The organism is Pseudomonas sp. BF-B-30 (genome assembly GCF_019956305.1).
GTDB lineage: Bacteria > Pseudomonadota > Gammaproteobacteria > Pseudomonadales > Pseudomonadaceae > Aquipseudomonas > Aquipseudomonas jessenii.
In genome coordinates this window covers 1-14,786 of record NZ_JAHBDG010000010.1, presented here as the reverse complement: position 1 = coordinate 14,786, position 14,786 = coordinate 1, and the positions used below count along the sequence as shown (strand labels likewise).

The 14,786-nt window shown below is 61.4% G+C and carries 10 protein-coding genes and 2 pseudogenes; 6 read left to right on the top strand and 6 right to left on the bottom strand.

The genetic code is table 11. The annotated features are described in order from the left end of the window. The first annotated feature begins 1 nt into the window (after position 1). The 3 genes from moaE to KGB29_RS06090 all read left to right on the top strand — a co-directional run bounded on the left by moaE (position 2) and on the right by KGB29_RS06090 (position 3,659). Complete coding sequence (gene moaE, locus KGB29_RS06100; RefSeq protein WP_150814414.1) at positions 2-490, top strand: molybdopterin synthase catalytic subunit MoaE; 489 nt, start codon at positions 2-4, stop codon at positions 488-490. Positions 491-534: 44 nt separating this feature from the next. After that, positions 535-1,893, top strand: coding sequence for a chromate efflux transporter (gene chrA / locus KGB29_RS06095; RefSeq protein WP_150814413.1), 1,359 nt, complete (start codon positions 535-537; stop codon positions 1,891-1,893). A gap of 482 nt (positions 1,894-2,375) precedes the next feature. Further along, complete coding sequence (locus tag KGB29_RS06090) at positions 2,376-3,659, top strand: NAD(P)/FAD-dependent oxidoreductase (protein ID WP_150814412.1); 1,284 nt, start codon at positions 2,376-2,378, stop codon at positions 3,657-3,659. 18 nt (positions 3,660-3,677) lie between these two features. On the opposite strand, the pseudogene KGB29_RS06085 reads toward KGB29_RS06090, so the two are convergent. Continuing rightward, positions 3,678-3,866: pseudogene (locus KGB29_RS06085) on the bottom strand (hypothetical protein); the annotation flags it as partial. Positions 3,867-4,027: 161 nt separating this feature from the next. Continuing rightward, a complete protein-coding gene (locus KGB29_RS06080) occupies positions 4,028-4,816 on the bottom strand; it encodes a DeoR/GlpR family DNA-binding transcription regulator (RefSeq protein WP_150815388.1) in 789 nt (262 codons plus the stop codon). A 442-nt stretch (positions 4,817-5,258) separates the two neighbouring features. On the opposite strand from KGB29_RS06080, the gene speF reads away from it, so the two are divergent. Further along, positions 5,259-7,442, top strand: a complete 2,184-nt coding sequence (gene speF, locus KGB29_RS06075) for an ornithine decarboxylase SpeF (protein ID WP_218543899.1) — start codon at positions 5,259-5,261, stop codon at positions 7,440-7,442. A gap of 49 nt (positions 7,443-7,491) precedes the next feature. Here speF and ppk2 read toward each other — a convergent pair whose 3' ends face one another. Continuing rightward, positions 7,492-8,310, bottom strand: a complete 819-nt coding sequence (gene ppk2 / locus KGB29_RS06070) for a polyphosphate kinase 2 (protein WP_150814409.1) — start codon at positions 8,308-8,310, stop codon at positions 7,492-7,494. Between the two features lie 58 nt (positions 8,311-8,368). After that, positions 8,369-10,090 (bottom strand): SulP family inorganic anion transporter, encoded by a 1,722-nt coding sequence (locus KGB29_RS06065; protein ID WP_150814408.1) that lies wholly within the window; start codon positions 10,088-10,090, stop codon positions 8,369-8,371. Positions 10,091-10,472: 382 nt separating this feature from the next. Here KGB29_RS06065 and KGB29_RS06060 point away from each other — a divergent pair, with 382 nt between their 5' ends. Together KGB29_RS06060 and KGB29_RS06055 are read left to right on the top strand one after the other, a co-directional pair. Continuing rightward, positions 10,473-10,925 (top strand): hypothetical protein, encoded by a 453-nt coding sequence (locus tag KGB29_RS06060; RefSeq protein WP_090456151.1) that lies wholly within the window; start codon positions 10,473-10,475, stop codon positions 10,923-10,925. Between the two features lie 280 nt (positions 10,926-11,205). Continuing rightward, positions 11,206-12,153 (top strand): helix-turn-helix transcriptional regulator, encoded by a 948-nt coding sequence (locus tag KGB29_RS06055; protein ID WP_223473444.1) that lies wholly within the window; start codon positions 11,206-11,208, stop codon positions 12,151-12,153. A 99-nt stretch (positions 12,154-12,252) separates the two neighbouring features. Here KGB29_RS06055 and KGB29_RS06050 read toward each other — a convergent pair whose 3' ends face one another. Then, positions 12,253-14,172: a tyrosine-protein phosphatase gene (locus KGB29_RS06050; RefSeq protein ID WP_150814406.1), complete on the bottom strand. Its 1,920-nt coding sequence runs from the start codon at positions 14,170-14,172 to the stop codon at positions 12,253-12,255. A gap of 271 nt (positions 14,173-14,443) precedes the next feature. Continuing rightward, a pseudogene (locus tag KGB29_RS06045) lies at positions 14,444-14,786 on the bottom strand (hypothetical protein); the annotation flags it as partial.

Sequence of the window (14,786 nt, the reverse complement as noted above, 5' to 3'; positions counted from 1 at the left end):
CATGTCGGTTCGGGTCCAGCGTGAAATGTTCGACGTCGGCCGGCTGATCGACAGCCTGCAGGCACACGATCCGGGGGTGGGTGCCGTGGTCAACTTCGTCGGCTATGTGCGCGACATCAATCAGGGTGAGGCGATCAGCGGGTTGTTTCTGGAGCACTACCCGGGCATGACCGAACGTTCGCTGCAAAAAATCGTCGACAATGCCAGGGCCCGATGGCCATTGAACGCCGTGCAGATCGTGCATCGGATCGGCCCGTTGTCGATCAGCGAGCCGATCGTGTTTGTCGGCGTCAGCAGCCCCCATCGTCAAGCCGCTTTCGAAGCCTGTGCATTCATCATGGACTACCTGAAAACCGACGCGCCGTTCTGGAAACGCGAAGACGTGGCGTCCGGCGCACGCTGGGTCGATGCCCGTGACAGCGACCGGTCAGCCGTCGAGCGCTGGGCAGATAGGCCGCATGAGGCGGCTATGCAACGCGCTCCGGCCTAGCTACAGTCATCGGCTCAAAGCTTTTCTGCACAAGGAGTTTCCGCTTGAGCCCCACGCCCTCCCCGATCACGCAACAGGATGTACTGCAACCCCGGTCCATCAGCCTGCGCGAAGCCTTCCTGTTCTGGCTCAAGCTTGGTTTCATCAGTTTCGGCGGGCCGGCGGGGCAGATTTCGATCATGCATCAGGAGCTGGTCGAACGCCGGCGCTGGATCTCCGAGCGGCGCTTTCTGCATGCCCTCAACTATTGCATGTTGCTGCCCGGGCCTGAGGCTCAGCAGTTGGCGACCTACATCGGCTGGCTGATGCACCGGACCTGGGGCGGTGTGATCGCTGGCGTGCTGTTTGTATTGCCGTCGCTGTTCATCCTGATTGCGCTGTCCTGGGTGTACATCGCCTTTGGTGACGTGCCCGTGGTCGCCGGACTGTTCTACGGGATCAAGCCTGCGGTCACGGCAATCGTGGTGCAGGCGGCTCACCGGATCGGCTCGAGGGCGCTGAAGAACGGCTGGTTATGGGGCATCGCCGCCGCGTCCTTCATGGCCATCTTCGTGCTCAATGTGCCGTTTCCGTTGATCGTGCTCGGCGCGGCGGTCATCGGTTATTTCGGCGGGCGACTGGCACCGGAAAAATTCAGGACCGGTGGCCACAGCGCTGCGAAACGCTCCTACGGCCCGGCAGTGATCGACGACGACACCCCAACCCCCGGACACGCCCGCTTCAGTGGCTGGAAACTGGCGCGTCTGGCCGTGATCGGTGCGATCTTGTGGACACTGCCCATGGCCATGCTCACCGCACTGTTCGGCTGGGAAGGCACGCTGACCCAGATGGCCTGGTTCTTCACCAAGGCCGCGCTGCTGACCTTTGGCGGCGCCTACGCGGTGTTGCCGTATGTCTACCAGGGCGCGGTCGGCCACTACGGATGGCTGACGCCGACGCAGATGATCGACGGCCTGGCACTCGGTGAAACCACGCCGGGGCCGTTGATCATGGTTGTCGCCTTCGTCGGTTTTATCGGCGCCTACGTGCATCAGGTCTTCGGCCCGGATCAGGCCTTCGTTGCCGGCGCCATCGCCGCATCGCTGGTGACCTGGTTCACCTTCCTGCCCTCGTTCCTGTTCATCCTCGCCGGCGGGCCGCTGGTGGAATCGACGCACAACGAACTCAAGTTCACCGCGCCACTGACGGCCATTACGGCCGCCGTGGTGGGCGTGATTCTCAACCTGGCCTGTTTCTTTGCCTACCACGTGCTGTGGCCCAAAGGCTTCGAAGGAGCACTGGACTGGCCTTCGTTGCTGATCGCGATAGTCGCGGGCGTTGCATTGCTTGGATTCAAGCGCGGGGTGATCGAGGTGTTGATCGGCTGCGGGTTGATCGGCCTGGGTGTGCACCTGATGTTCTGAATCAAACATTTACACGCGCCGCAATCCTCCCTAGTATCCAGCCATCCCCCGGATGGCTTGTGCTACTGGCCACCGACGATTTCCGCCGCCGGAAACCTGCGCCATGCGTACTTTGCCGTCAGAACAGCACCTGCTGAACCTCTCGATCCAGGCCACCTCGCTGCTGGCCGTGGACGGCATTGCATGAAGCGCATCGTCAACCTGCCCATGGCCCTGCGCCGCTCCAAACTGCGTCACTCCGCACGTCCGCCGGATAGCGCCCTGCTCGCCTGATCGGCGAGCCCCCTCCTTCGCTATCCCGGTCCGCGTGAACCCTGCTCAGCCATACACAGAACCTGTGGGAGCGGGCTTGCTCGCGAAAGCGGTGTGTCAGTCACCTCAAGTGCTGGATGTGCGGGCCTCTTCGCGAGCAAGCCCGCTCCCACAATGACTGTGCTCACCTGACCGGCATTGGTTTCTCCCAATTTTGCCTGGACACCGACATGACTCAACGTTGCAATTCCTACTACACCGCCACCCTCAACCAGGACACCGATTACCCGACGCTGCAAGGCCGGCACCGGGTTGACGTGGTGATCATCGGCGGCGGTTTCACTGGCGTGGCCACTGCCGTCGAGCTGGCGGAAAAAGGCCTGAAGGTCGCCATCGTCGAAAGCCACAAGATCGGCTGGGGTGCCACCGGGCGCAATGGCGGCCAGGTCACCGGCAGCCTGTCGGGCGATGAAGCCATGCGCAAACAGATGCGCCGCACCATCGGTGATGAAGTCGATGATTTCATCTGGAACCTGCGCTGGCGCGGGCACCAGATCATCCGGCAGCGCGTGGAAAAATACGGCATCGCCTGCGACCTCAAGCACGGCCACCTGCACGCGGCGTACAAACCCGCGCACATGGCCGGCTTGCGCAAGGATTACGAAGAGGCGGTGCACCGAGGCATGGGTGACGAGGTCAGCCTGCTCGACCGCAGCCAGGTGCGCGACCTGCTGCAAAGCGACCTCTACCACGGCGCAATCAAGAACACCCGCAACATGCACCTGCACCCGCTCAACCTGTGCATCGGCGAGGCCCGCGCAGCCGAAAGCCTCGGTGCGTTGATCTTCGAGAACAGCGAAGTGCTGGAGATCATCCATGGGGACACGCCTGGAGTGCGCACCGCCCACGGACACATCGACGCCAACCAGGTGCTGCTGGCCGGCGACGTCTACCACAAGCTGGAACCGGGCAAGCTCAAGGGCAAGATTTTCCCGGCCATGGGCGGCATCGTCACCACTGCGCCGCTGGGCGATCTGGCCAGACAGATCAACCCCGAAGACCTGGCGGTCTATGACTGCCGCTTCGTGCTCGATTACTACCGCCTCACCGCTGACGGTCGCCTGTTGTTCGGGGGCGGCGCCAACTACAGCGGCAAGGATTCGCGCGATATCGCCGCCGAGCTGCGTCCGTGCATCGAGCAGACCTTCCCGGCGCTCAAAGGCGTGGCCATCGATTACCAATGGAGCTGCGCGATGGGCATCGTGATCAACCGCATCCCGCAACTGGGCAAGCTGTCGGACAACGTCTGGTATTGCCAGGGCTACTCCGGCCACGGCATCGCCACCACCCACATCATGGGCGAAATAATGGGCCGTGCGATCACCGGGCAGCTGGAACAGTTCGACACCTTCGCCGCCTGCCAGCACATCCGCGTGCCCATGGGCGACCTGCTCGGCAACCCGATGCTCGCCGCCGGCATGTGGTACTACCAGATGCTTGAGCGACTGCGCTGAGGTTACCGGCCAATACATTCAACATGGATGTTGTTTGTGCTGGCCTCGATATTTGAGCTCGACATCAATCCCCAGCGCCCGGTAGTCCTCGACATTGCCAGACGCCACATGTCGTTCGGTGATCAGCGTGTGCACGCGGTTGCAAGGCGCGACGACAAAGGGTTCCACCGCCCCGAGTTTGTCCGCCGTGGTGACGGCAATCACGTGTTTGTGCTGGCCTCGATACTTGAGCTCGACATCAATCCCTGTGGGAGCGGGCTTGCTCGCGAAGGGGTCGGTACATTCAACACATATTCAGCGGCAGTCACACCGCCTTCGCGAGCAAGCCCGCTCCCACAGTTTGATCTTCGGTGGACACAAAAAAGTGCTCAAGCCTGCGCCTGCACCACCTCGATCCCCAGCCCCCGGTAGTCTTCAACATTGCCAGACGCCACATGTCGTTCGGTGATCAGCGTGTGCACGCGGTTGCAAGGCGCGACGACAAAGGGTTCCACCGCCCCGAGTTTGTCCGCCGTGGTGACGGCAATCACGTGAGAGGCACAGTCGAGCATCGCCTGTTTCACCGGCACTTCATCAAAATGCAGTGAGCTCAAGCCCACCTGCGGGTGAATCGCGCAAACCCCGGTAAACAGCAGATCGGCCTTGATGCCCGCCAGCAACCGCAGGGTTTCGTGACCGCTGGCCGACATCGTCGCCGGGTTGAGCTGGCCGCCCGCCAGAATCACCTTGATGCCTTTGTATTCGGACAAGGTGATGGCGGTCATCGGCGACGCGGTGATCGCGGTAATGGCGATGTCCGCCGGCAGCGAACGCGCGATCTGCAAGGTGGTAGTGCCGGAGTCGAACACCACGATCTGACCGTCTTGCACCCGTCGCGCAGCCAATTGCGCCAGATGGGTTTTCACCTCATCGGTTTCACTGATCCGGGTGAAATAGTCCTTGCCCGTGTCCTTGGGACGCGGCAACGCCCCGCCGTGTACCCGCTGCACCAGGCCGACACTGGCCAGTTCCGCCAGATCCCGGCGGATGGTGTCTTCGGACACCGCGAAATGCTGGCTCAACTCCGAGGCCATGACCTTGCCGTCTCGTTCGAGGATCAACAGGATTTTTTGCCGGCGTACGGATGGAAGCTCGGCAGCGGAATGGTTGTCGTGCATGTTTTTGCCCGTTTATGCGTGAAATTGCGCTCTTCGGCGAGATTAGCCAAAGCACGGGACAAACACAAACGGGCGGCCAGGCAAACACCTCCAAGTATCATTTTTTTCGATCTTTCAAATCATTACGCCGAATTTTTTATTTTCCCGTGACCTGTTCAAGATGGCGCCGTCACTCATGTTTCGGATGGAAACCTCATGAATATCAATTTTGCTTTTGCGTGCATGATCGTGGTCTCGTTCACGATTGCGCTGGTACACGCCTGATCGACAGGTCGTGAGACGTCAAGTTGTGCAAGGTCGCGGTAAAACGCCTGACAGATCAGAAATATGCTCTATAACCAGTGGTGACATGATTTCCGATCAGGGGAACTGGAAGGCTCCCTCGGAAGTTGCTCTCTAAAAAAGCCGCGGACAAATGAGTGCCCGCCAGGAGACACCACCCATGAAAGCTCTGAAAATCGCCGCCAGCGATGGCACCTCCGAATGTTTCCTGAACACCCGGGAGGTGGTCCCGCTCAGTCAAACCGACTTCACCGACGTCGCCGTGGCCGTGGTGTCGGTCAATGATGTGTTGGCTGGAGCGTTGGACATCATTCAGCGCACCGGTTTTGATGTGCCGATTTTCCTGGTGCCGTCCCCCGGCACCAGCACCCGCCCCCGGGAGGTCTACAAACACCTCAATGACGTGCTGCTGCAAGTGAACGGCATCTTCGACCTGTCCCCCAGTAACGTCGGATACCATGGCAACCAACTGGAGACAGCGGCCAAAGCCTATGAAGAAAGCCTGCTGCCGCCCTTCTTCGATTCGCTCAAACGGTACACCGAGGCGGCCAACGCAACCTTTGCCTGCCCCGGTCACCAGGGCGGCCAGTTCTTTCGCAAGCATCCGGCGGGGCGACAGTTTTTCGATTTCTTCGGCGAGACGCTGTTTCGCGCCGACATGTGCAACGCCGACGTCAAGCTCGGCGACCTGCTGATCCACGAAGGCCCGGCGCTGCTGGCGCAGAAACACGCCGCGCAGGTGTTCAACGCCGACAAGACCTACTTCGTGCTCAACGGCACCTCGGCGTCGAACAAGGTGGTGACCAACGCCCTGTTGACCCCCGGCGATCTGGTGCTTTTCGACCGCAACAACCACAAATCCAACCACCAGGGCGCGCTGTTGCAGGCCGGCGCCACGCCGGTGTATCTGGAAACCGCGCGCAACCCCTACGGCTTCATCGGCGGCATCGACGCCCACTGTTTCGACGAAGACTATCTGCGCGAACTGATCACCGAAGTCGCCCCGGACAAGGCGCAACTGCCACGGCCGTTCCGACTGGCGATCATTCAACTGGGCACCTATGACGGCACCGTCTACAACGCCCGCCAAGTCGTCGACCGCATCGGCAAGCTGTGTGACTACATCCTGTTCGACTCGGCGTGGGTCGGCTACGAGCAGTTCATCCCGATGATGAAAGACTGCTCGCCGCTGTTGCTCGACCTCAACGAGAACGACCCGGGCATCTTCGTCACCCAGTCGGTGCACAAACAGCAGGCCGGTTTTTCCCAGGCCTCCCAGGTGCACAAGAAGGACCGCCACATCAAAGGCCAGGCGCGCTATTGCAACCATCACCGGCTCAACAACGCGTTCATGGCCCAGGCGTCCACCAGCCCCTTCTACCCGCTGTTCGCTTCGCTGGATGTGAATGCGCGCATTCACTCGGGCCGCAGCGGCCTGCGCCTGTGGGAAGACTGTGTGAAGTTCGGCATCGAAGCGCGCAAGTTGATCCTCGAAGCCTGCACCATGGTCCGGCCGTTCGTGCCGGATACCATTGAAGGGCGCGCCTGGGAAGACTATCCAACCGAAGACATTGCCAATGACATCCGCTTCTTCGAGTTCCACCCCAAGGACCGCTGGCACGCCTTTGCCGGCTACGCCGAGAAGCAGTACTTCATCGACCCGTGCAAGCTGCTGTTCACCACGCCGGGCATCGACCCGGTGGATGGCAGCTACACCGACTTCGGCATTCACGCCGGCATCCTGGCCAACTTCCTGCGCGAGAACGGCATCGTTCCGGAAAAATGCGACCTCAACTCCATTCTGTTCCTGCTCACCCCGGCCGAAGACTGGGCGAAGATGACCCACCTGGCCGCGCAGATCGCCCGTTTCGAACGTTTCATCAGCGATGACGCGCCGATGAGCCGGGTGCTGCCGGCCATCTACGCGCAGCATCAGGAGCGCTATCGCAACTACACCATTCGCCAGCTCTGCCAGGAAATGCATGACCTGTACCGCCACCACAATGTGCAGCAGTTGCAGAAGGACATGTTCCGCAAGGAACACTTCCCGAAAAAGGCCATGAACCCGCAGCAAGCGCAAATCGAGTACATCCGCGGCAACGTCGAACTGGTGGCGCTGGCGGATGCCGACGGGCGCATTGCGGCCGAGGGTGCGTTGCCTTATCCGCCGGGGGTGCTGTGCGTGGTGCCGGGTGAAATCTGGGGAGGCGCGGTGCTCAAGTACTTCCTGGCGTTGGAGGAAGGCATCAACCGCTTGCCCGGGTTCACACCGGAGCTGCAGGGCGTGTACCTGAAGCAGGAAGGCGGTCGTACCCGGGCGTATGGGTACGTGATCAAGGCCTGATGGCATGCAGCAGGAGCTGGCGTAGGCCGGCTCCTGCCCAATGCATCGATCAGAATTTTTCCGGGATGTACTTGAACGGATAGTTCGGATCCCGATAGTTTCCGGGACTTTGGCGTTTGGGCAGTTTCACTTTTGCCCGCGGTATTTCTTCATAAGGAATACTGTTCAGCACATCACTGATGATGTTCAGTCGCGCCCGTCGCTTGTCATTCGAGTTGGCGACCCGCCACGGGGCGAATTCGGTGTCGGTGAATTTGAACATGTCGTCCCGGGCACGGGAGTAGTCGTACCAGCGGTTATAGGACTTGAGGTCCATGGGTGACAGCTTCCAGATCTTGCGCCCGTCGGTGATACGCGACTTGAGGCGTCGGGTCTGCTCCTCCTGGCTCACTTCAAGCCAGTACTTGATCAGGATGATTCCCGATTCGACCAGTGCCTGCTCGACGCGCGGCACCCCGGTGAGAAAGGTGTGCACCTGCTCGTCGCTGCAGAACCCCATGACCCGCTCGACACCGGCGCGGTTGTACCAGCTGCGATCGAAGATCACCACTTCACCGGCCGCCGGCAGGTGCGGCAGATAACGTTGCACATACATCTGGCTTTTTTCCCGCTCGGTCGGTGCCGGCAGCGCCATCACCCTGAACACCCGCGGACTGACCCGTTCGGTCAACGCCTTGATTGTCCCACCCTTGCCGGCGCCATCACGGCCCTCAAAGACGATGCAGACCTTGGCGCCCGAGTGCTGCACCCACTCTTGCAGCTTGACCAGCTCGACATGCAGCCGCGCCAGTTCCTCGAGATAATCCTTGTTCTTTAGCTTGCCGCTTTCGATCGGTTTGCTTTTGGTTGCCGCCTTCTTCTTTGCCATGCCCGTTACCTCCTTCAATGCGTTACACAGCGTCCGGAACGCGCCCGGCCGCGTTCATTCAGCGTCGGCTGCGCTGGTAATGTTCAACAGCCTGTTCCAGGTTCAAGAACATCCGGGCCTCGCCCAGCGTATGGCCCAAGGGGGCCTTTATGACCATGTCCCATACGCCCGGACTCATGCCCACCAGCCACAGTGAAATGCCTTTCTCTCTCATGCGCTGCTCCGCGCCGGTGAGCATTTTCAGCGCGGTGTATTCCAGGTCGAACACACTGCGCAGGTCCAGGACCACGACCTTGGGGTTCGCCACGTCAATCAGCGGCCGGATCTTGTCGGCGATGCGCTCGGCATTGGCGAAGAACACCCGGCCTTCGGGCCTGAGCAACAGCAATCCGTCAAAGTGTTCGTCGTCTTCGTTGTCGGTGGCCTGCGGACGATAGACGTTGGTGCCAGGCTTGCGTCCCAGTACGTGCACGGGCGGGTCCGAGACCTGGTAGGCCAGGGCCAGCAACGAGACGATAATCGCCACGACGATCCCTTGCAGCGTGCCCAGCAGTATCACGCCGATCATGGCCACCACGGCCCAGGCAAATTCGGTACGGCGAACCGCCAGGATTTCGCGAAATTGCGCCGGTTCGATCAGGCCCACCGAATACACGATCACCACGGCGGCGAGCGTGGCGTTGGGCATCAGGCCAATGAGCGGTGCCAGCAGCAGGCAAGTGCCCAGCGCCAGTGCGGCGGTGACCAGTGCGGCCAGTTGCGAACGGGCGCCGGCCAGGCGGTTCACTGCCGTCTGGGTGGTCCCACCACCGGCGACCATGGCCCCGAGAAACGCGCCACCGATGTTGGCAACGCCTGTGGCCAGCAGTTCCCGATTCGGTTGTGGCGCGGGCTCGTCACTGCGGGCGAAAGCGCGCCCCGCCGCGATGGTTTCGGTGAAACTCATCAGCGCGATACCCATCGCCGAGGACCACAGGGTTTCGACCATCGACCAAACCGGCAGGGTCGGTGCGGGCAACCCGATCGGCACCACGCCGACGGCGGACACACCAAAGCGCTCCAGGCCAAACAGGCTCATGCCGATGATGCCAAGCGCCACCGCAATCAAAGGTGCGGGCAGCCGGGGCGTAAAACGCTTCATGCCCACCAGCAGCAGGACCATGAACACACCGACCGCCACGGTCGGCAGCGAGGCATGGCCGATGCTCTGGACCGTGGCCACCAGATTGTGCAGGAAGCCGCCTTTGTCGATGTGCGTGCCCAACAGCTTGGGCAATTGGTCGAGCACGATGACCACGCCGATGCCGGCCTTGAAACCCACCAGTACCGGCTCGGAAATGAAATTGGCGACGAAACCCAGGCGCAGCAACCCCGCGACAATCAGGATCGCACCCACCATCAGGGCCAGCGTGGCGGAACCGGCGAGCAAGGTCGCCGCATCGCCATCGGGGCTGATCTGGCCCAACGCGGAGCCGGCAAGAATGGCCAGGGTGGTCGTGGTGCTGACGCTAAGCGGGCGCGACGTGCCGAGCACGGCATAGATCACCATCGGTACCAGCGCCGTGTACAGCCCGACCTGCACCGGCAGGCCGGCAATGGTGGCGTACGCCAGCGCCTTGGGAATGACCACGGCCGCTGCCGTCAGCCCGGCGACCACATCGCTGCGCAGCCAGTCTGGCCGGTAGCTGCCGAGCCACTCCGGGATCAACAGGCTGCGCAAGGTTCTCCGCTGTGGAGTGCCTGGAATCCGCTCTTGCGGATGGCTGCCTTGTTGATTCATCGGTCACTCCAGTGGCAAATCTTCCATGCGGATGATGAGTGGGCTCGACAGACCGCACAATCCTTTAACTGCACGCGCAACCATTGCAAACCCTCAAAGGCATCGAAGCGCGTGTGCCGGCGGGCAATCAGCTCAGGTTGAGGAAATTCCAAGGGTGGGGCATGGGTTGAATACACCGGCAAACGTCCGGGCAATCGGGCTCGGTAGATTACAAATGTAGCCGGTTTGCGCGGCGATGAAGGGATTCGTTGATTGAGCCCGAATACCTCCAACACGTCCTTCCTGAAAGTGGAAGCCTCGTATGGACGACGTCATGAAAGCGATAAATGAGCTATACCCGCTAATTCTCCCCATTGCAGTTCTTCAACTCAGGAGTTTGGCAATGAAGCTCAAAACCTCACTGGCAGCACTCGTGGTTGCGGCAAGCCTTTTCGGCTGCACCACTTCTTCGACCCACGGCGTGAACGTTAACCTGGTCGCCACCCGGCAAAACGCCGGTCAGATCGGCACCGTCACCTTGACCGACTGGGACAAGAAAACCGGACTCAGTTTCTTCATCAGCGGTGCTCCAATGGGGGTTACGCTGCCCCTGCGTCTTTACTCTTTCATCAATAACGGCACCTGCCAGCAACCCGGGTCAGTCGCCTACGCGATGAACGACACCGTCAACACCGAACGCCAACCCGTACGCGGCTGGTCTTTTACCAGAACCGCGCCTGTGCCGTTGCAAACCCTGCTTGACGGCAAGTATTCGGTGGTCGTGCGAACGGCTTCGACCGATGGCAACGTCGATATTTTTTGCGGGGATATCAAGGCAACAGAACCAGTGAAATAGCCGCGGCCATTGCAGGCCGCCCACGCCCCGGTACCGCTCGTGCCACCCGTTGTGCGGTGCGAGCGGTGGCGTCGGGTGAACGGAGCCGGCGACGACAGTGGCAACAACCGGTAACAAACCTGTCATTAGTCACTGATAACGTCCTAGCGCTTTCCCGAACCGCATCCGTTCGAACTCCGATCGGCAGTTCCCCGTACCGGGCTTTGCCCAACCGCTCAAGGTGACACTACAGGTGTACTCAAGCACGACGCGCAAGCAAATCATCATCAGGTCCAACGACATGAGCTGTGACGACTTTGGCGCGTTGTTCTTGAACCTGTTCGGCAACCTTTACTCCGACTCTGCGCCGCCGCCAAAAAGCATCAGCATCGGCGGGGTCTACGGCAGACACGAAGGTGTCAGCTTTCGTCGCATGCACTTTCACGGTGACTTCACGGTGGCATTTCCCGCCCCCCTTGATGAAATCACGTTCGTCATTCCCACCGCCGGCAAGATCATCTTCAACCACGTCACCGAGTCGGTTGGCTTCGCCCAGATCGGCCTGGCCATCGACAAGGCCGAGGTCCGCTCGGCGCGCTTTGTCGACAATCATGCGCAACACGGGATCTCGATCAGCCGGGCGCTGATCACCGAACGACTGTCGATGTTGCTCGGCAAGCCGATCCTGCAAAAAATCTGTTTTGAGCCCGTGGTGGATCTGAGCGTACCCGCCTTGCAGGGCATCAAGGCGCTGGTGGACCTGGCCACCGGAACCGAGTTCGACCTGCTGATCAATACGGGCTCGCTGATGCCCTCACGCCTTCGCGAAATGCTGGTCGACGCGGTGCTCGAAACCTGGCCGCACAACTTCACCGAGGCCCTTCAGCGCCCCTCCCCACTGATAGCGCCTCGACATGTGAAGCTGGCCGTCGAGTACATTCAGGCGCATCCCGACCGACTGGCCAGCGGTACCGAACTGGCGCAATTGACCAACGTCAGCCTGCGCGCATTGCAGGAGGGTTTTCAGCGTTTCATGGGCACTTCAATCGTTGCCTATCAGCGCCAGGTACGCCTGGAGCGCGCCTTTGCCGCGCTGTCCCAGGGTGTGTCGCCTTCGGTCACGGACGTGGCCTTGCAACACGGCTTCAGCAATGTCGGCCGGTTTTGCCAGTATTTCCAGAGTGCCTACGGCATCAGTCCCGCAGACGTGAGAAAAGGCCGGCGAACGCGCCCCATGGCGACCAATTGAGGATGTGTGGGAGAAAGCGGAGTGTCAGCCGCCCTATTCGTTGGCTGTGAGTTGGCCTTCGCGAGCAGGCTCACTCACACAGATTGCCTTGACTGATCGTCAGAACAGATAACTGGCCTTCAACCCGCCATTGAAGCCGTGGCTGTCGCCGCCACCGCTGGCGCCGATTTGCGCACCCACGCTCCATGGGCCCAGGTTGGCCATGACATTGACGCCACCGGTGAACTGGTCACGGTTGTCGAAGGCGGCTTGCTGTTCGATGTCCAGGCCCAGCAGTTGCCCTTCGCTGTCGACTTCATGGTCGCCCAACACATGCTCGTAGCCCACTTGCACACCCGGCACCACTTGCCAGGCACCGAGGCTGACAGGTGCAAAGGATGCGTTGAGGTTGGCCACCGCGCTCTTGCGGGTCTCGTGGATGCCGTCGACGTCCAGGGCCAGTTCGCTGCCCTTTTCCTGGAAGCCCGACAGGTTGACGTGGCTGATCCGCACACCGAGGCTCGGCTCGAGGGTCACGCCGTTGACCGGCACACGGTAACCGAGCGCCAGGGTCGCGCCGGTGAGGTTGCCATGGCTGTCGCCCCTGGCCGTGCCCAGACCGCCGCCGAGTTCGCGCTTGCTCTCGTAATCGAGATAGCCCGCGCTGGCATTGGCATCCACAAACAGACCACGCTCCAGGCCGTTCGGCGCAAAGCGTGCGCCGACGCTGAAGAAGGTCAGGTCGGTATCGGCCTCGCCACCTGCACCACCGACATTGCCGCGGCTGTAGCCGAAGCCGGCATGGGCGCTGAGCTGTTCGGAAAAGCGCTGGGTCAGGCCAATCATCAGGCCCTGGCTATGCTCGTTGCTGCTGGAGGCCTGGGACGAACCATCCGTGCCCAGATACCCCGCCAGGGCGGTGCTCCACAGGCGATATTGCCCGGCCTTGAGGTCGATGCCGCTGGTGAACGGCGCGGCGGCCTGTTCGATCATCGCGCCCTGACGCAGCAGGTAGCTCGCGGCGTCGGCGTGCACCTGACCGCCGACGGTGGACTCCACGCCCCCGAGGCTGCGGGCATCGATGGCCGACTGCAGGTAGTAGTTGTAGGCGCTGTAGGTGCCCGACAGGTTGCTGTTCTGCAGTTGCTGCAACAACTGCGCGCCGGCCGCGGCGTTGCCGGCCAGGTCCGCTGCGCCAGGCAGGCTGTTGTAGAACACCATCTTGCCGCGCAGCACGTAGATGGTTTCCTGGGACAGGCCGAGGCCTTGCTTGAGGTAGTTATCCATCGTGCCGTATTGCGCGGTCACCTCGTCCAGGCCGGCTTGCAGATAACTGGCCTCCACACCGATCAGCGGCCCATAGATGGTCGCCAGGCTCGGTGGCAACGCCGCCAGGGTCGCCTTGATGCGCGCGGCGGTGTAGTCGTTGGTCGCCAGGTAGTTGCTCATGATGGTGGCATCGTCGACCCCGGCGATGCTTTGCAGCACGGCGGCGGTCCAGCCCGTACGGTCCTTGCCGGCGGTGCAATGGAACAGCGCGGCGCCGTCGACCGTGGCCAGTTCATTGAACAGCTGGTTGAACTCGCTGCGCATCCCCGGGTTGCGGACGAAATCACGGTTGGTGTCCTGCATCATGGCGGTGGCTTCGGCGGCGCTGTGGAACGCAACGTTGGTGATGTTCGCACCCGACGTGGAGCCACCGATGATGTCGATGTTGGTGTACGTCGCACCCGTGGGCATCGTGTCGGGCGTGGCGGCGATTTCGGTTGGCGTGCGCAGGTCGTAGACCGCCTTGATGCCCATACCGTTGAGGGTTACCAGATCCGCCGCCGATGGCGTCAGCGCGTTGGAGCGGTAAAACACCCCGCCACGCATGGTGCCGTCATTGGCCGTGGAATACGCGGTGGCAAGACCGGCGACATCGCGCAAGTTATCGATGCTCTTCAGGCGAGGAGTGTTGAGGGGGACAGTCTCGGCCGCCTGGGCGGCAGCGATGGACAGGCTCAAAACAGACAGCGAACACACAAGTCGTTGGAACACAGTGCAGCCTCATTGAAATCGCGTTGGGCTGACTAATATCTACAATGAAATGGCGTTGAACATGACAAATCGCCCACGAACGCAAATCACTGCGCGATGTGTCCAGGCGGCTCGTTTTCTGTCCGTGTAATGCCCGCTGGGGGGCTGGTTGTGAGTGATGTGCCTGGCGGGGAACGCGGTGTGTGGTGGCCGGTGGTCAATTTCCAGGTATAAAAAAACCCGCCTTCCAGCGGGTTTTTTGCTTTTCAGAAACTGATCTGTCGCCGCGAACTCAATGGGTTTTTTTCGAGGTCGACTGCCCGGCTTTACTCAAGCCCTTGGTGTTGTGCTCACCCGGCGTCGAGGCCGAAATAGCCCTGGCCTTGGAGATGCCGCGAGTATCTTTGGAATGGGCGATGCCTGAGGTCGTGGTGCCATGACCGTTATCATCGTTGCGCTCACTACCGTAGTGGTTCCCGCTCAGGCCATGGTCGCGCACGGATTTGCCGGCATGGTCGCTGTCCAGCCCGTTGCCGCGGCCGTTACTGCCGGAGTGGCCTGTACCGGCGTGTCCGCCCCCCATACCGCCGCCGTGACCTGCGCCGTTTCCGCCGCCATTTCCGCCACCATTACCA